This is a genomic window from Paenibacillus sp. MER 99-2, assembly GCF_023714095.1.
GTDB lineage: Bacteria > Bacillota > Bacilli > Paenibacillales > Paenibacillaceae > Paenibacillus.
Window position 1 is genome coordinate 803,557 of record NZ_JAMAUZ010000001.1, and the last position, 17,021, is coordinate 820,577.

Genomic DNA, 17,021 nt, shown 5'->3' on the forward strand with positions numbered 1-17,021 from the left:
ATCAGAATGATGGCTCTATTATTAAAAATAAAGGGAGATGGAGTTAAATGGCATCATTTCTAATGTGGATATACACTTTCAAATAGCCAAGCACTAGATGATGTAACAATTTGGGCTTACACTGATCGTGAGTGGGATGAGATTATAACAGACCTTACAGATATTGTTGACTTACCTAACCCAAGAAATAATATATGGCGTTGTCCTAGTTGCGAAACTATTTATGTGTTTGATGAACAAAACAAATTGACGGATTGTCAAGCCAAGTGCGACAGTTCCTCTGAATAGGAGATTCGTGAGCGATTCTCCAACCCTGACATTTACGGAGTCTGCACTTCACATTAAGGCGTTTGAGCTCGGCATTAATCCATTTTCGGGTAAACCTGTTTCAGAGAATTATGCAAAATGGATGGTCATTAGATGAACTAGGCTTTCCAACCGTTAATGAGCTTTCAGTAGATGTTGAGAACAACCCAGGAATTTTATTCGACAGATTTGCTCAAGGTTCCAAGGACATAGTAAGGTTACAGAATGGTAAAATAAGAATAGTTGGGGAGTCGCCTTTATTAAACCAACAAAGTATTAATGACCTAATTGCTAAAAAACAAATATAAGAATGATAGATCTACTTATTAAGGCTGCGAAAAAAATAGATTGAAATGAGGAAACTCTTGATGAATGCAGACGATAAAAAAAGTTCTACCCCATCTGATAAAGTTAAATTATTTGAAGTTTTAAAGAATCAGACACTCAGCAAGTTGACAAGATTTAGCTGGTGGGAAAGTAGTGAAGCAATGGAGCAATGTGAGATAGCACATGAAGACGTCTTCTCATTAACTGCGGGGCCAGTATTATTATATTTTCAATCAGGGTTAGTAGTAGGAGCAGCGAGTGACCCAGCACAGAATTCTGTTGTTATATGGGTTGAAAGAGATGATACAGGATATGTAACTGAAGAGCCTATCGAAAATGATACTGATCTCTATACAATTAGCGCTTTGGATAATCAATACAGCAATTCTTACTGGAATAAAATAGTAGGGCAGAATATAAAGATGATAAACATTATCAAGCGAGACCCACAGAATGCATTGCTTGCTGAATTACAGAATGAAGTTGGTGTCGAGCTGGTTATGGATAATGGAGAAAAATTTATACTGTCCCACGGGCTTCACAACAATTCTGACGACTTCTCAGTGATAACAGAGTCATATATTGACAGAAGACTTTTAGCGAATCTAGAACGGGTCAAATTGATGTAATACATTGTCCAAATTAAACCCTCAAGGGGATTGAAATGAAAGATTATATAGTAACATTGTAATTATTTTTCCAAATAATATTTGATCCATGAAAATCTTAAAGATGGAGCGGAATACTTCATGGAAAATTTTAATCAGGCAGTTAAGCGTATCTCTGCAATAGATTGGAGTTGTATTGGAAACAAACAAGCAAGATCACATGTTCATTTGAGTAAAGAATACTTAAGAAGATCATCAATATTCCTCCAATGTTATCCTGGTCCCTGTAGGTACCCTTTTATTATCATTTCAAATTCGATAACTAAGTCACAAGCGAGTGTTGATGATTTACAAACACTAAAGGAGATTGACAATAGTTATGTTAGAGATATTGCAAAAAGTTATTTAGAGTTAAACGCACTCATTGATGAAGGTAATCAAATTGCTATTGATAATAAAGATTTGTTTGAGCCAGCAATAAAGCTATATGAAAGAGGGGGGCATTTCTTTATAAGGTCTGGCTATTTAAATGTAGCTGGTTCTACTGATCTTCTTTCGCTTGCAAATCGAGTTGAAAGGGAGCCACTTGATATAAGCGATGAAACTTTAGATGCACTTGATAATGGAGATATTGATTAATTTTGTGACGGATCTCCATAAAAAAACATCTGGCGCCGAATGAATCCATCATTCAACCAATAACACAATTAACGCATGTAATATCCGTATAAAGATTTCGTCAACGCGGGTGTAAGCATATAAAATGATTTAATTTTATAGCCGAAATAACGCTCTACCGATACATCAAGCAGGTTAATTATGGTCAGACACTACCTTAATTAACCTGTTTTTTTGGTGTCTTTATTTTCGCTTGTTGCAACATAAGAGAGACCTGAATGACTTACTGTTTTGGTTTTAATGGTACTGCTTAAGAAGTATCACTTTGAACAAAGCAAAACAAGATGTTCTTAATAAGCCAGAGTATGCGATCTATTAAGGAATAGAGAGCAATGGGCGCTGGAATGGCAATGGATGAAAGAGCTTGCTGTCTAGATGGGAAGTATTTTGATGTATACAAATAATAGGGAAATCACATCACATCAGCATACCCATTGTATTAAGAAGAATGGAGATAACGACATGATTAGATATACGTATACAACTGAATATAATGAAGATTTTAATGAAGTTATTTTGGATTTCAGTATGGATACATCTTTAAAGAATGGCTACTCGATTAGTGATTCACTGGGTTCGGATATTTTTAGCGATTTTGCTACTGTGAAGGAAGAAATCGAAAAATTATTTGATTTAATAGCAGGAAAGTCAACTTTATACGAGGGTGGGGGAAATGTGAACATAATTAGATCTGATAAAATTTTTACAACCATTGATGACATCTTTGCTGAAGATGATGAAGAGGACAGTACATGTAAACTTGAGACTTTAGAATTCACAAAAATCATACTCTTATGGGCAAAAGAGAATTTTCAGTATAAGTGCAAGCGAGGCGTTATACTAAAAGATGAAGCAGATTTAGCAATAGACTGGATCAATAAAAAAAGTATCGAGGTGCATGAGTTAGAGTTTAGATAGAGTCTGTGGATTGTTGTAAAATCTCTATAACATACATAACAAAAATCCCCTTGGTCATAACCACGCTACAAGCTGGTCTGACGAAGGGGATTTGCTATTCAAATCCAATCCAAATTAAACTTATCTTGCTCCCACATTCGTCCCAGATGGTGTGCCCGAACCAATCAGATCACTGCCATTCGCAAGCTTCAGGAAATCACCCAAGATAGGTGTGCCATCTGCACCGCGTGTCACCGAAGGTACGAGGGAGACAAAGTCGGCTGCGCTGGCGAGAAGACCTTTGTCGTTAACGCTTTTTTTGTTTTTCCACCAAACATTGGTGCTGCTGACGTCGGTTCCGCTTGTTTTGTCGCTTGCGCCGCCTTGGAAGGATAGGTTGTTCGTAAAGATGTGGGTGCCTTTATCGAAGGCGAAGTTGCTCTGTCCATTGTTCCATGACGTGTTATTTTTCATCTGGATTGAACCTGGATTGCTGTTATATGTGAAGCCATGCTTTTTGTTATTGAAGGCAATGCTATTCTCGACAATGTGGTTCACGGAGATCTTCTCACCGCCGAGTTTGAAGCCGTTGCCATCGCTGTTGGAGGTTGAAGTGCCATCTGCGGTTGCTCCATTGGCGAAAGCGATACTATTACGGATCGTGACCACGCCGATGGCGCCTGTATCCGATTTGCTATACAGATCCCAACCATCGTCTACGTTATAGGCGGCGATACAGCCATCGAATACGTTACCCGGACCAACTGTTAATTTTGCGGCAAAACCATCGGCATCTTCACCATCATCTGGATCGTAGTTATTATGGGAATAGGAACGGATGACTTCGTTATAAGAAGGCCATTCGCTTTTGGCTGCAGTCGAAGCATAACGACCAATCTGGATACCTGTATCCCTGTTATGGTGAGCCTCGATTTGTTCTAAACGATTGTAGCTGCCCCCGATGAAAATGCCGTTATCTCCAGCACCTTTAACCTCCAGCCCTTTTACGAACCAATAGTCGCCGAACATTTGTAATCCTCGATTCGTTGAGGCAAACGATTGTGCGGAGAAATCAAAAACAGGTTTTTCTGAACCATATGCCACCAGATTTTTACGTTGGGAGGATGTACCGTTATTACCACGTTCAATGGTAATGGTTTCCGAGAAGCTGTATGTGCCTCCACGCAAATAGATCGTTTTGCCTGGAGCGATCTGGGTTAGCGCGTTAGCCAGTGAAGTCGGACTGTTGATCGTTCCCGGATTGCTCGCTGAGCCGTTAGGTGACACATATAGATCCCCAGCAGCAAGTGTGATATTGGAATTAGCCACAGCCGATTCAGAAGAGATAGATGAGCTATTCTCTAGCACTTCCGCAGCACCAACTGATCCGCCACCTAGCAATAATAGAGGAAATGTGGCACTCAGACAGATATGAGCCATTTTCGATTTCAAGGAACGTTCCGATCGAGCAGATGCATGGGTAGAAGTGGAAGGGAATAATTTCATTACATAGACCTCCTTGGTTAATTGGGATAAATAGATGAGTGTTGAATAATGCGGAATGCCATACAGTAAAAAGGATTGGAATAGCAATTCGATGAGTGGACGGCATCCGTGTGGCACAGGTTCATGGTAAATGTTGTAAGCGTTATCATCAATAATCATTTGATCAGATGGAGTTAAATGCAGGCAGGTCAGGCGTGGTTGTGTCCAAATGCTCAAGTTTCAAAGGCTGCATGTAATCCGCTTGTTGGCTAATCGCCTTATTTTAACGGTGAATCGTCCGAAATGAACATAAAATAACCCAGTTTCACTGCCCTAACGGCACAACACTTACTCATAATCCACTCCATTCAACCTGCCCCAAGTGCAACTCAATACAACAATCCATTCAACATAAGCACATAATCGATTCTCCCCATCCCAATATATCGAGCACCAAATAGAGGATAAGCATTGGAAAATAAAAAAGCCCAATAGAGGCTGCGAGAAGCAACCATACTATCGGGCATACTTTCAAAAAAACGAGCACAGCCATGCAGATTCACCGCTTAAGCTAACTCATGACTTCATTCCAAGTTCAAGGCAATGAAGCATAACATTTTCATAGCAGACCATCCAACAGTGCATCGTCTAAAGTACATCATCTCAAAAGCAAACAAATCTTAATACCCGTCCGTCTCCCGACCGCGTTGCTTCGCTTCCTCCACACTGGGTTCACGCTTGGGTTGTACCGCTGTACTATCGTCTGTTGATACAGATGCCAGTCCTTCAGCTACACGCCGACCGTAGTCACGATCCGCCTGGGTAAAGTGAGAGATCATACGCTCCCGAATATCCGGTTTGCATTTTGCCAACGCACCAACCATGTTGCTGATCAACTCGTCTCGCTCCCACTCCTCGAAAGCTCGGTACGTATCACCGGCTTGTCCAAAGTCATTGGTACGCTCAATCTTCTCGTGAACCAGTTTACCTTCCACTAACGGCTCATGATCCTTACCACGTGGAGTAGCCTCCTTCAGTCCGCCGAGCGAGGAAGGCTCATAGTTCACATGCGGATTTTGACCCGGTGCACGATCCACCTTATATTGCATCTGTCCGCCGCTTTGATTGGTGGCAACCCGGTTTTTCGGCGCATTCACAGGCAACTGTAGATAATTTGCACCCACCCGATGACGCTGCGTATCCGAATAGGAGAAGGTACGGCCTTGCAGCAGCTTGTCATCCGAGAAATCAAGTCCATCCACCAGAACGCCTGTGCCAAACGCAGCTTGTTCCACTTCATTGAAATAATCCTCGGGATTGCGATTCAGCGTCATTTTGCCTACAGGTAAAAAAGGAAATTGATCCTGTGGCCATAGCTTGGTCGGGTCGAGTGGATCGAAGTCCAGCTCTGGATGCTCGCCATCTTCCATCACTTGCACGTTCAGTTCCCATTCGGGATAGTCTCCTTGTTCAATGGCATGGTACAGATCCAATGTTGCATGATTGAAATCTTGACCCTGAATCTCGCTGGCGTCTTTTTGCAGCAGGTTGTGTATACCTTGTTTCAGCGGTTCCCAGTGGTATTTGATAAGCACACCAGTACCTTCCTCATTCACCCACTTGTATGTATTGACACCTGATCCTTGCATTTGCCGGTAATTGGCCGGAATACCCCAGGGGGAGAAGAGAAACGTCACCATATGCGTAGCCTCAGGACTAAGTGACACAAAATCGAAAAAACGCTCCATATCTTGTGCATTGGTCAGTGGATCGGGTTTAAAAGCATGAACCATGTCCGGGAATTTGAGTGGATCCCGAATAAAGAAGATTTTGAGATTGTTACCGACGAGATCCCAGTTGCCATCTTCCGTGTAAAACTTGACAGCAAAGCCGCGCGGATCACGCAGCGTCTCGGGAGAATGCCCGCCGTGGATGACGGTTGAGAAGCGAACGAACACAGGGGTTTCTTTGCCTTTTTCCTGAAATAGGCGTGCCCGTGTGTATTTCGATACCGGTTCATTGCCTGCCGTTCCATATGCTTCGAATACACCATGAGCGCCAGCACCGCGGGCATGTACGACCCGTTCCGGGATGCGTTCCCGGTCGAAGTGTGTAATCTTTTCAAGAAAGTGATAGTTCTCCAGCGTTGTGGGTCCTCTGCTGCCAACCGTGCGTACATTCTGATTATCTGTGATGGGATGACCCTGTCGATCTGTTAATGTGTCCGAGGCCTTGTCTGGGGAATGCTCGGATGGTGAAGAATGGTTATTCATGGAGCACCGCCTTTCCTTAAGATGGATTCCTGTATATATTTTCCCTTTTGGCTCGTTCTATGCATTGTATCTACCAAAAAAGGCTTGTCACTCACTCTATGGTGTGGGATAATTAACTTTTGCCCTATGGACGGTTTTTAGATAAAAATGCACCACCTATATAAGAATGGAGGCTGACCTAGGATTGTCTACACAACGTTATCCTTTTGCGTATGATCCGGCAGAACCTTTTGTATCCCGTCTGGGAGAATGGGTTGCCGATGTTTTCTATGATATTTTGCCTGAGTCCGGTTTCGAGGTGCGGGATGAACAGATTTTTATGGCGTACCAGCTCGAACGGGCCTATGGAGATAAAAAGACAATTATGGCAGAGGCCGGTGTTGGAACAGGGAAGACGTTAGTCTATCTGCTCTATGCGGTCTGTTATGCACGTTATACGGGGAAACCAGCGGTGATTGCTTGTGCCGATGAATCCCTGATTGAACAACTCGTGAAACCAGGTGGAGATATTGCGAAGCTGGCAGAGCATTTGGATCTGCAAGTGGACGCACGTCTAGGTAAGTCCCCTGATCAATATGTATGTTTGAACAAATTAAGTGCGGTACGATTCGCGGACGAAGATGCGCAGGTGATCGAAGAAGTGCACGAGAGTCTACCGGACTTTGTGAATTCTCCCGGAACACTTCAGGCATTCCATCCGTATGGGGATCGGAAGCAATACCCACATTTGAACGATCGTCAGTGGAACAAAATCAACTGGGATCCATTCCAGGATTGTTTTGTATGTCCAAAAAGACAACGTTGCGGCCTGACGCTATCACGCGATCATTACCGTCGTTCCAAAGATATCATTATCTGTTCCCATGATTATTACATGGAGCATGTGTGGACCTATGAAGCGCGCAAGCGTGAAGGACAATTGCCGCTGCTTCCGGATCATAGCTCGGTTGTATTTGATGAAGGGCATTTGCTGGAAGAGGCGGCTCTGAACGCACTGAGCTACAAATTGAAACATCGTATCTTCGAAGAGTTGGTTACTCGTTTGCTTGAAGGTGAGATTCGTGAATCCCTTGCGGAGCGAGTGGATGAGGCGATTGAGAGTAGTGAGCGATTGTTCAGACTGCTGGATACGTATACGGTGGCGATTCCCGGGTCGGAACGGAAGGAAGTTCGGGTAGAACCGCCATTGCTACGTGAGATTGAACGACTGACCAATGTGCTGGATGCGATTGGCGAGGAACTGGTATTTGAGAGTGGATTGTTCTCGCTGGATGGTTATCAGATGCGTGTCGTGGAAGAACATCTGGATATGATTCAGACGGCGTTATCTCTATTCCGTAAGGAAGATGGCTACATCTGCTGGGCGGAAGAGAACGAGGATGAGACGACATTGTCCATTATGCCACGTACCGTGAAGGAAATTCTGAATGAGCGTGTGTTTAATACGGGCATTCCAATTGTGTTCTCTTCAGCAACATTATCCGTGGACAATTCATTCCGTTATGTGGCGGACAGTCTGGGTATCGATGATTTTGTATCATTCTCGGTAGCTTCTCCATATGATTATGCGGATAAAATGCAGATGAAGATTGCGGATGAAGCAACATCAGGTCACCCCGAAAACGAAAATCGTTTGCGTGACGCAGTGTCATTGCTCCAAGCAAGCGGGGGACGTGCACTCATTCTATTCCGTACGATGGAAGAGCTGCGGACGTTTAAGCAGGATATCGTTCAAGTTCCTGAAGCGCAAGGATTGCGGTTCATGTATGAGGGAGACCGGGAGATCAGCGATCTAATTGCAGCATTCCAGCAGGATGAGGAAAGTGTACTCTGTTCGGTTAACCTATGGGAGGGCTTGGATGTGCCAGGACCGTCGTTGTCCAACGTGATGATCTGGTCGCTTCCATATCCTCCGCAGGATCCTGTGTTCAATGCCAAACGGAATGCATCCTCTTCTCCTTATGAAGAGATCGATCTTCCGTACATGTTGCTTCGTGTGAAGCAAGGTCTTGGACGTTTGATTCGGACAAGCAGTGACTCAGGTTCGGCGGCGATCCTTGATGAAGCATTGTATACCAAAAAGGAAGCCAAAGACCGCATTGCAGCTCTGCTTCCTGAAGGTGTGGAATGGACAACCCTGACCCATTAAATAGCGACTACTCGAACGTGGTTGAGTGAAACGCAATTGAGATTAGGTTGTTACAATTACAGGTAAGTTTCTTAGCAGTTTCAGTTCTTGTTCTCTGTGGGTTTACAATCCGTGTGAGAGCAAGGACTTTTTTTTGTTTGGTTAGGCTTTACTTTCTAATAGTAGCGTTGGATCAAAATGGGGTTGAAACCATTCACTAGCGCATTATGGGTGCCTGAGAAGTGTCCGAAATGTATAAGATTGCTGCTAGGATTGTACATTGAACAGAGAAGAGAGACTTGTTAGAATCAAAATACTTATCATGATAATGATAATCATTATCTTATTTACTTGAATAGGAGAGGAAAAAAATGTTTAGCAAGAAAACGGGTATAGGAATTGTACTTGCTCTGGTTCTGATACTGACGGCTTGTGGAAGCAAAGCAGCTACAGAGCCGGAGGCAATAACGACGGAGCCAGTTCAACATACTGCAAGCCCCGAGACAGCACAGGAAGAGACAAAGCAGGAAAATACGGAAGGACAAACGAGGGTCGTACAGGATGAATTTGGCGATGTAGTCATACCAGTAGCTCCCAAGCGGGTCGCTGCTATTTATTTGGAAGACTATCTAACCGTTTTGAATGTAGAACCGATCGTCCAGTGGTATCATCCATGGTGGGGCAAGCAGGATTATCTGAATTTGGATGTTCCGCTCTTTGATATGACAGGTAGTATTGAAGCCTTGCTGGACGCAGAGCCAGATATCATTATTGTGGATGGAAGCGTGGATGCGGCTAAATACGAAATGTATTCAAAGGTAGCGCCGACCTACCGCTTAAAGGAAGAGATTCTGCTCGATCCGGAAGCTATTCTCCGTACGATTGCAGATTTGCTGGGTGTTCAGGATCAGGCTGTAGCAGCTATGGAACAGTATAGACAGGTGATGAATGAGACCAAGCAGCAACTGCAAGCGGCTGTTGGAGATGAGACGGTCGCCGTATTGCGTCTTGAAGTCGGTGAAAAGTCGCTTATTATGTTTAGTGAAGACAATCGCTATATTGGCAATATCTATGATCAAATGGGGTTAACACCAGCACCGCTCGCTACGCGTATGGAAGGCTTTAACGAGTTACTGTCCGAGGAAGTGCTTCCTGAACTCGAAGCTGATCATATCATCCTGTTTACTTCTGATGGCAATTGGGATTCGGAGAACAACAAGGAAGCAATTGCCTGGTTGGAAGGCTCGCTCTGGAAGAACGTTCCGGCTCTTAAAAAGGGACAGGTTTATATTGTGGACAGATCGCACTGGCAGTCTGGTGCTATGAAAGCAAACTTAATGAAGGCAGACGATCTGCTGAAGAATCTTGTCAAATAAGCTGAAACAGATTGGCGGACTCCGATTTGCACGAAGATGTGTGCAGGTCAGAGCCCGCTGTTTTGTGTTGCGACGTGAGCAGCTTTCTTTTACAATTAATATTGAGAATTAAAATCAATTAGAGCTATCGCTAATGCCGAGGGTTGATGAACTGATGTATGGATATAAGCACATTGTGCGAAAAATAATAGAAGCTGGTCAAGTCAAGCAGCAAATAAAGTGGTGCGTGCAAGAATACTCGTTGTTGATTGTCACCGCAGGTGCAGGTCAGTTGTTGTGGAATGAAGGACAGTACGAGCTTACACAGGGAAGTTGTTTTATTGCGAAGCCGGACCATGAGTGTGAGATAGAGTCAAGGCTTGGTGCCGTTGAGATTTATCGAATTATTTTTGCTCCTTTGCCGAGTTCAGCCACAACATATACAGATGCGCTTCCTTGTGATGTGCTGCTTTCGTGCTACCCGTTTTCGCGTTGCCTGGAGCTTGCTGAAGGGATATTTCGTATTAAGGACGCGCAGGATATGATGAGCGAGATGCGAAGACATATTCTATTACAGGAGTTTTTAATGATGCTCATTGCACAAGGTGTTGTTGCTGGGACTGACTGGCATCAACACATTAGGCAATCTCTGAGGTATATCCAGGAGCATTACAATCTACCGCTTACAGTTGATGATCTGGCGGATCACGCCAATATGGAGCGCTGGCGCTATGCAAGAATGTTCAAGCAAGTAACAGGGAAAACGCCGCTTGACTATATCAGTCAACTGCGGATGAGCAGAGCCAAGCAGTTGCTTAGTGGCACGGAGGATCGTATGTTTGATATAGCGAGTCATGTGGGTCTGAGCAACGAATACTATTTTAGCAAAAAATTTAAAAAATCCGTAGGTGTATCGCCGGGTCAATATCGTCGTCAATGCCGGGATCACGTACGCGTCTTTAGCCCCTTCATGGAGGATTATTTGGTCGCTCTGGGTATTGTTCCTGTTGTGCAGTCCTGCCATGCAGGCTGGGGAAAGCAGGATTATCTTGGCTTGAACCATATTCCTGAGTTGGATATTGAGGGGGATGATCCGGACAGGCTAAGTGTTTATAAGCCAGACGTAATCCTGCTGGAGTCGGCATCCTTTAGATGGAAGCTGAACGAATATCAGCAGATTGCACATCATATTACACTGTCCAGCCATAGTGAGAACTGGCGCCAAATGCTGGTATCTGTTGCCGAAATGTTTGGAAAAACATCAGTAGCCGAAGAGATGATCGCGCAATACGAGCATCAGGCAGCCGCCGCCCGTAGCACACTGGAGAGACGCGTGCAAGGACAAACGGTTGCGATGCTGCGGTTATCCTCATGCGGGTTCACATTATATGGCGGAGAGAAGCACGGTTATACGGGACCAGTGCTGTACGGTGATTTGGCTTTGGAGCCACATTCACTAGTTCGTCAATTGACCAAGGGAGCTCGCAAGGCTGAATTAACGGCAGAGCAGCTAGGCTTGTTGGATGCAGATCATATTTTTATCACCTTTGATAATGAAGATGGTCAAAAAATGGGTCTCAAATATCTATCTTCCCCAGTCTGGAACAGCCTGCGTGCCGTACAGAACAAGCGCGTATATGAGGTGGATTTTCTAAGCTGGATGAATTATGGGCTGCTGTCCAACCGCAAGAAGATTAATGATGTACTGCATTTCTTAGGCTAAACGCTTGTGTGTGTTGCATCATAGAAGTTGTCCTATGCACAGATATGGTTGATGTGTTAAAAAATACCCATGCTCAAATACCGTTCCCCGGTATCCGGCGCAATGCAGAGCACCCGGTGCCCTGGGCCTAATTCCTTCGCGATGCGAAGGGCAGCCCACACCGAAGCGCCAGATGAAGGGCCTAGTAGCAGCCCTTCCCGGGCAGCAAGCTGCCGCATCGTATCCAGTGCGTCCTCATCGGACACCTGGATGATGGCATCCCATATGTCGGTATTGAGAATGTCCGGAATGAACCCCGGACTTGTACCGACAAGCTTGTGCGGTCCAGGCTCGCCGCCGGACAGCACTGGTGAACCTTTGGGCTCGACTGCATAGATGTGGATGCCAGGCAATTGTTTGCGTAATTCTTCTCCAGTCCCTGTAATGGTACCGCCGGTTCCAGCTGTTGCGATGAATGCATCCAACTTTCCGTCCATCTGCTCTATAATTTCAGGAGCGGTGGTGATGCGATGAATATCTGGGTTTGCCTGATTCTCGAATTGCTGAGGAATGAAGCTTCCGGGCAAGCTCGCATGAAGCTCTTTCGCTTTGCGAATAGCACCAGGCATCCGCTCGTCTGCGGGAGTAAGGACGACTTCTGCGCCATATGCCTTAAGGATGTTAATCCGTTCCTTCGACATATTATCAGGCATGACCAGAATGGCTTTGTAGCCTTTGGCTGCCGCGTTCATAGCCAAGCCAATTCCCGTATTACCGCTGGTTGGCTCAATAATGGTCGCTCCAGGAAGCAGCAGTCCGGCTTGTTCAGCCTGGTAAATCAGGTTGTAGGCCGCACGATCCTTAACACTTCCGCTTGGATTAAAATACTCTAGTTTAACGTACACCTCGGCAGAATCGCTGCCCGTGAGCCGGCTCAGCTTGACAGCAGGGGTGTTACCGATGAGTTCGGTGACATCGGCGGCAATGCCTGTATATTTTTTGGATGGTTGTATAGAATTTGAATCCATAAGTCAACTCCTTGATAGATAAGACGTTGGGACGTGTCTTGTTTGGTTCATAAACGATTCGGGTTCATGTCTGATTGGAATGGTTGGATATGTCTACTCCATCTTAATGAAAGTGACCTTGAGAGGTCAACCTATTTGGTTAAGCTGGTTAAGTCGAGCTGAAGCCTTACGAGGGGGGAGAAGTGCATAAACGTTACCTGTAAAGGGAAAAGAAGAACAGGTGGGCAGAGCCTGTTATTGTTATGTCTACAGAATCTATCCTCTTGTATGTAAAGATCAAGATTGTGTTAGATCCGTTTGCAGATGGCGGCTCAGCTCTTTTTTTACTTCATTGCGTGCAAATGTCCACAGCATATAGAACCTTTGCCAGTATCCTCTGCACAGGTACACGGTCTCGATCCCCTCAGTTTGCCTTTTTTCCTCCAGCACTTTGACTCCGCGCGTTCTCATCTGTTGACGAAGGTGCAGCATCTCTTGAAGTACATCATTCTGAATGTTCGTTAACGAGAGGATGTATACCTCGGGCATCTTCAGCAGTAACGTATCTAGTGTGTGAATATCTCGTTCAAGTACATCAAGAAGCAATGTGCGGACAACGAGACCTTTAATTAGGCGGTGATCCTCATCCGCAGGGGATGGGGCGGAAGGAGAGGATGACATAAGTTCACTTCCTTATCCTATAATTGGAATTTTACATTTACAGAACGTATGTTCTTATATTATAATCAATATATGAAATATAGATACGTATTACAACAGAGAAATATTGGAAGCAGGCAATCAGATGAATAGCTGTGGAGAACTGACTGAATGTGCAAGCGTCATTAGAAGATAGTTCGGAGCTGAGAGAAAGGGACAGGCTCTCTCCAAAATTTAGGTATAATTTCAGCGTGCAGAAGGAAACATAAGGCATAAGTAACCGGAATTGATGATGTTACGCAGGCTTTGACCATGGAGGGTGCACGGCGGAGTTGGTCGGAAAGTGAATCTAGTACAATTGAATAACTGTAAATGAATAAGTACAAGTGAACACAGTAATAGATAGAACGATTTTGATAAACAACAAGAATGAATAAATGAATACGCTGAAATGCAACAAATTGCGGTAGGAAGCCAGAGAAGAAGGAATCCTCCAACGTATTCTTTGGCTTCCTGATGACAAGCAATAAAAAAGCTCTGCCTTGGGCGGCAGAGCCTGTGAAATACTGCCGATTCCGCGGCAGTCAGATGATGTGTTCAGACTTGAATACAACACTTCAAGCGAAAGCTTAAGCAAGGTATTGTGGTTTCTCGTAAAGAGCTTCTTTTTCCAAAATGACCTTATAAGGTCGTTCTTTACCCTTCAGAGAAGGACCAATTGTAATGAGTGGTACGGCCGGTTTGTGGAAACGTTCCTCTTCCTTAGGTTCCGGAACCGGTCGTGATGATTCAGGCGCAGAACTGAGGCGTACCTTTTTCTCGCTGCCCCAGCGCTTGCTTATTTTTTTCATTTCCGGTCTCATTCCGGGTCGCCTCCTAACAAATCGTTGATGGCGTTGAACAGTTGACGGTTCTGAAGGTCAATCTGCTGGAATATCGCCTCATCCGCTTCAATATGACCAATGATATGCACCGTAATGACATACCTCTTGGCTACAGGATAGCATAGCAGATATTCTTTCTCAAGGTAATCGTCGTATAGATTAATTTTGATTTTATTTTCGCGGTAAGAATCAATGACCAGTATTCGCTTTGGATCGTCAGGTTGTTTGTCATCATTAGCAGATAAGTCATATTTTCTTCCCGGTTCCCCAACATTACCACATAATTGCTCTATATAACCACGATCATCTGTACGGTAGATGGCTGTACCTCTAACAGCGAATGGAGATTGAGATACAAAGGCAGTTCGTAGTGCGTCGCTCATTCGCTCCAGCATCTTGTCATCTGCTCTGCGGGTGCGCAGCAATTCTCTAAAGAATCGCAGCAGCTTGAGCAGCTGCACCCGCGCCTCTCCTTCGGTTCGTTTGTGTTTCTCAATGATTCGCTCCATCTCTGGATCGCTCCAGCGTCCCTGTTCTTCAATACTGTCCGCAATTTTGGAGCAAGCTACGGAGACGGCTGGCGCCCATTTTCCATCTGATCGAATTTCATATACCAATGGATTTAACCCCAATAGATCTGTGGGCATACGTAATCCTTCGACTTTTGCAGCGTCCTTGATATCTGTAATATCTTCAGGAAGAATGAAAAAAATACGTTTTCGTCCCAGACGTCCCATAAACAAACCCATTTCCAGCATTGTATTATCACGAACCGAGGCGTAGTACTTTCCACGGATTTTGGATATATCATCTGGATGGAAAATAAAAATGGCAAAGTCGGTTGTGCGTACTTCTGCTTCCAAATCATCCATTGTATAACTGCTTGGATTAAAAACCCCAGAGTACCAAGGGGTAACCTCGGCCGAGAAACGCAAGTTTTCGTGTACTGCTGCTGCAATCGGCTTCGCTTCCAGCGAGCAGCCAATAAACACTCTTGGCTTTAACGTTTTCATCAATCCGCCTCGCTTAAACGGTAGTGGGATTCAATTGTTATATTATACCATAAAAAGCAGAGTAAGTCTGAAAAACGTCTGTACCTGTTGCCGAATTATTTGAAATACATTTGCTACAGTGTATGTATGACGGGGGATTGATTCCTTTACTTTTCTCGAAAAAATAAAAAAAAGCCCCAATTTGTCACAGATGGGTGACTGGACAGTTATATTTGAAGCCATCGGTCATAGAATGAAGGAGCAGGTTGCACGATTAGTAAGATAACCTAGTACTGGTGTGGCTGTTTGACGGTTAATCAAGGACAGAGCCTGCTTTATGCACGTTTTTGCTGGGTCGGTTGTTTAGACCCACTCCCGTCGGTGTTATATAATAAAAGAACAAGCAAGTTAGCTTTGGTGTTTAAGCAGAATTGAATGATTACAGGTTTGGAGTCACGTTATTGAACTTATATTCACACAGAAACGGAGAGTGCAGAACCCATCTGTAGAAGCGAAGCGCTCGCGTTTATCACAGGATTTTTCCTTTTAAAAAAAGGAATCACAAAAATCCGGGGATAACAGCGATCGAAAGAGGGTACTGCAATCGGAGTGGTTAGGTGTGAAACAAGGTGTTCAATGTTGTGCCTCTGTAATGTTTCAGTTCGTTTAACCAGACACAGCTAACCAACAAAAGATAGAAAGGATCAGGATACCATGAGTTCCCGAAGGACAATCTCCCCAAGGACAATCTGGAAACGTTACGATCTCTCATACACATAGCGCCCCTTGTAGAGTAAACCAACCGTAGAAAAAAACGGCTGACTCTGCGAAAGAGGGGATTGGAAATGAAGATTCGAAGGACATATACGATGATTTCTTCCAGGCTTGCCTTTTGCAGGGTACGGTCGGTCTAAAAAACCAACCTACAAACTGCGAGGGAACCTGTATGAAGAGAACATCGTTAACAATGCAACAAGTGAAGACAGAAGCAAGCAAGCTGGCGATTATGCTGCTCGGTACATTTATTTTGGCGTTTGCCTACTATCACATTAATTTTCAGAATCATTTATCGGAGGGCGGATTTGTCGGTCTGGCCCTGTTAGGGAAATACGCAACAGGCTTATCTCCAGCGATTGGTATGCTGCTGCTGGACATTCCTGTCATGATTCTAGCTTGGTACCTTAAGGGCTGGAGATTCATGATTCAGGCGCTACTTGGTGTAGGTGCATTCTCCCTATTCTATGATGGCTTTGAACGATATTCTACACTAGTGATGTCGTTTAATGGGAACCTGTGGATTCCCGCAGTGCTATCCGGTGTGTTGACAGGGATAGGCGCAGGGATTGTGCTTCGATTTGGCGGAGCGACAGGTGGAGACGATATTCTGGCGGTGCTGGTAAGCCGCTGGAAGGGATGGAAGCTGGGAACAGTTTTCTTCGTCAGCGATGCATTTGTATTAGGATTGTCGCTTTTCTTTCTTCCGGTAAAAGAAACTTTATATACGATTCTGGCCGTATGGATTGCGAGTAAAGTCATCACGTACGTCGTGAGTATCCCGGCACGCGGAACGGTTGTTACAACTTCTGCTGTCAAACTGCCGATCCCATCGGTAGCGACCAAGGCTGTGAACGTTGCTTCACAACGCACTGCGGTAGCAAGAGGGGTAACACATTAACCATACGTTTCAGAACCATAGATGGATGAACGGTACAACAAGAT

The 17,021-nt window shown here is 44.5% G+C and carries 14 protein-coding genes; 8 read left to right on the plus strand and 6 right to left on the minus strand.

Annotation, left to right across the window (positions count from 1 at the left end):
* Positions 1-398: 398 nt before the first annotated feature.
* The 4 genes from M3636_RS29940 (at position 399) to M3636_RS03630 (ending at position 2,837) form a co-directional block, all read left to right on the plus strand.
* Complete coding sequence (locus M3636_RS29940; protein WP_483311499.1) at positions 399-614, plus strand: hypothetical protein; 216 nt, start codon at positions 399-401, stop codon at positions 612-614.
* 60 nt (positions 615-674) lie between these two features.
* Positions 675-1,262, plus strand: coding sequence for a hypothetical protein (locus tag M3636_RS03620; protein WP_251381294.1), 588 nt, complete (start codon positions 675-677; stop codon positions 1,260-1,262).
* Positions 1,263-1,382: 120 nt separating this feature from the next.
* The gene (locus M3636_RS03625; RefSeq protein ID WP_251381295.1) at positions 1,383-1,880 is read left to right on the plus strand and encodes a hypothetical protein; all 498 of its coding nucleotides are present in this window, start codon (positions 1,383-1,385) and stop codon (positions 1,878-1,880) included.
* A 501-nt stretch (positions 1,881-2,381) separates the two neighbouring features.
* Positions 2,382-2,837, plus strand: coding sequence for a hypothetical protein (locus M3636_RS03630; RefSeq protein ID WP_251381296.1), 456 nt, complete (start codon positions 2,382-2,384; stop codon positions 2,835-2,837).
* Between the two features lie 120 nt (positions 2,838-2,957).
* On the opposite strand, the gene M3636_RS03635 is transcribed toward M3636_RS03630, so the two are convergent.
* On the minus strand, positions 2,958-4,322 hold the full coding sequence (locus tag M3636_RS03635; RefSeq protein ID WP_251381297.1) for a right-handed parallel beta-helix repeat-containing protein: 1,365 nt from the start codon (positions 4,320-4,322) through the stop codon (positions 2,958-2,960).
* A gap of 659 nt (positions 4,323-4,981) precedes the next feature.
* On the minus strand, positions 4,982-6,574 hold the full coding sequence (locus M3636_RS03640) for a catalase (RefSeq protein ID WP_251381298.1): 1,593 nt from the start codon (positions 6,572-6,574) through the stop codon (positions 4,982-4,984).
* Positions 6,575-6,740: 166 nt separating this feature from the next.
* Here M3636_RS03640 and M3636_RS03645 point away from each other — a divergent pair, with 166 nt between their 5' ends.
* The 3 genes from M3636_RS03645 to M3636_RS03655 all read left to right on the plus strand — a co-directional run bounded on the left by M3636_RS03645 (position 6,741) and on the right by M3636_RS03655 (position 11,780).
* Complete coding sequence (locus M3636_RS03645) at positions 6,741-8,723, plus strand: ATP-dependent DNA helicase (RefSeq protein WP_251381299.1); 1,983 nt, start codon at positions 6,741-6,743, stop codon at positions 8,721-8,723.
* Between the two features lie 350 nt (positions 8,724-9,073).
* The gene (locus M3636_RS03650; RefSeq protein ID WP_251381300.1) at positions 9,074-10,078 is read left to right on the plus strand and encodes an ABC transporter substrate-binding protein; all 1,005 of its coding nucleotides are present in this window, start codon (positions 9,074-9,076) and stop codon (positions 10,076-10,078) included.
* Positions 10,079-10,253: 175 nt separating this feature from the next.
* On the plus strand, positions 10,254-11,780 hold the full coding sequence (locus M3636_RS03655) for a helix-turn-helix domain-containing protein (RefSeq protein ID WP_251381301.1): 1,527 nt from the start codon (positions 10,254-10,256) through the stop codon (positions 11,778-11,780).
* A 56-nt stretch (positions 11,781-11,836) separates the two neighbouring features.
* Here M3636_RS03655 and cysK read toward each other — a convergent pair whose 3' ends face one another.
* The 4 genes from cysK to M3636_RS03675 all read right to left on the minus strand — a co-directional run bounded on the left by cysK (position 11,837) and on the right by M3636_RS03675 (position 15,323).
* Complete coding sequence (gene cysK / locus M3636_RS03660) at positions 11,837-12,787, minus strand: cysteine synthase A (protein WP_251381302.1); 951 nt, start codon at positions 12,785-12,787, stop codon at positions 11,837-11,839.
* A gap of 276 nt (positions 12,788-13,063) precedes the next feature.
* Entirely contained in the window at positions 13,064-13,447 is a 384-nt protein-coding gene (locus M3636_RS03665) for a YhjD family protein (protein ID WP_128102674.1), read from the minus strand.
* A 608-nt stretch (positions 13,448-14,055) separates the two neighbouring features.
* On the minus strand, positions 14,056-14,289 hold the full coding sequence (locus M3636_RS03670; RefSeq protein WP_056696440.1) for a hypothetical protein: 234 nt from the start codon (positions 14,287-14,289) through the stop codon (positions 14,056-14,058).
* Positions 14,286-15,323, minus strand: a complete 1,038-nt coding sequence (locus M3636_RS03675; protein WP_128102673.1) for a nucleotide-binding protein — start codon at positions 15,321-15,323, stop codon at positions 14,286-14,288. The genes M3636_RS03670 and M3636_RS03675 overlap by 4 nt, the downstream gene beginning before the upstream one ends.
* A 925-nt stretch (positions 15,324-16,248) precedes the next feature.
* Between M3636_RS03675 and M3636_RS03680 the strand changes: the two genes are divergently transcribed.
* Positions 16,249-16,977 carry a YitT family protein gene (locus M3636_RS03680; protein WP_251381303.1) on the plus strand — a complete coding sequence of 243 codons (729 nt, stop codon included), beginning with the start codon at positions 16,249-16,251 and terminating at the stop codon, positions 16,975-16,977.
* Positions 16,978-17,021 lie beyond the last annotated feature (44 nt).

Coding starts and splice junctions, on each gene's coding strand:
- M3636_RS29940 (WP_483311499.1), top strand. CDS start 399: ATGCAAAATGGATGGTCATTAGATGAACTAGGCTTTCCAACCGTTAAT.
- M3636_RS03620 (WP_251381294.1), top strand. CDS start 675: ATGAATGCAGACGATAAAAAAAGTTCTACCCCATCTGATAAAGTTAAA.
- M3636_RS03625 (WP_251381295.1), top strand. CDS start 1,383: ATGGAAAATTTTAATCAGGCAGTTAAGCGTATCTCTGCAATAGATTGG.
- M3636_RS03630 (WP_251381296.1), top strand. CDS start 2,382: ATGATTAGATATACGTATACAACTGAATATAATGAAGATTTTAATGAA.
- M3636_RS03635 (WP_251381297.1), bottom strand. CDS start 4,322: ATGAAATTATTCCCTTCCACTTCTACCCATGCATCTGCTCGATCGGAA.
- M3636_RS03640 (WP_251381298.1), bottom strand. CDS start 6,574: ATGAATAACCATTCTTCACCATCCGAGCATTCCCCAGACAAGGCCTCG.
- M3636_RS03645 (WP_251381299.1), top strand. CDS start 6,741: ATGGAGGCTGACCTAGGATTGTCTACACAACGTTATCCTTTTGCGTAT.
- M3636_RS03650 (WP_251381300.1), top strand. CDS start 9,074: ATGTTTAGCAAGAAAACGGGTATAGGAATTGTACTTGCTCTGGTTCTG.
- cysK (WP_251381302.1), bottom strand. CDS start 12,787: ATGGATTCAAATTCTATACAACCATCCAAAAAATATACAGGCATTGCC.
- M3636_RS03665 (WP_128102674.1), bottom strand. CDS start 13,447: ATGTCATCCTCTCCTTCCGCCCCATCCCCTGCGGATGAGGATCACCGC.
- M3636_RS03670 (WP_056696440.1), bottom strand. CDS start 14,289: ATGAGACCGGAAATGAAAAAAATAAGCAAGCGCTGGGGCAGCGAGAAA.
- M3636_RS03675 (WP_128102673.1), bottom strand. CDS start 15,323: ATGAAAACGTTAAAGCCAAGAGTGTTTATTGGCTGCTCGCTGGAAGCG.
- M3636_RS03680 (WP_251381303.1), top strand. CDS start 16,249: ATGAAGAGAACATCGTTAACAATGCAACAAGTGAAGACAGAAGCAAGC.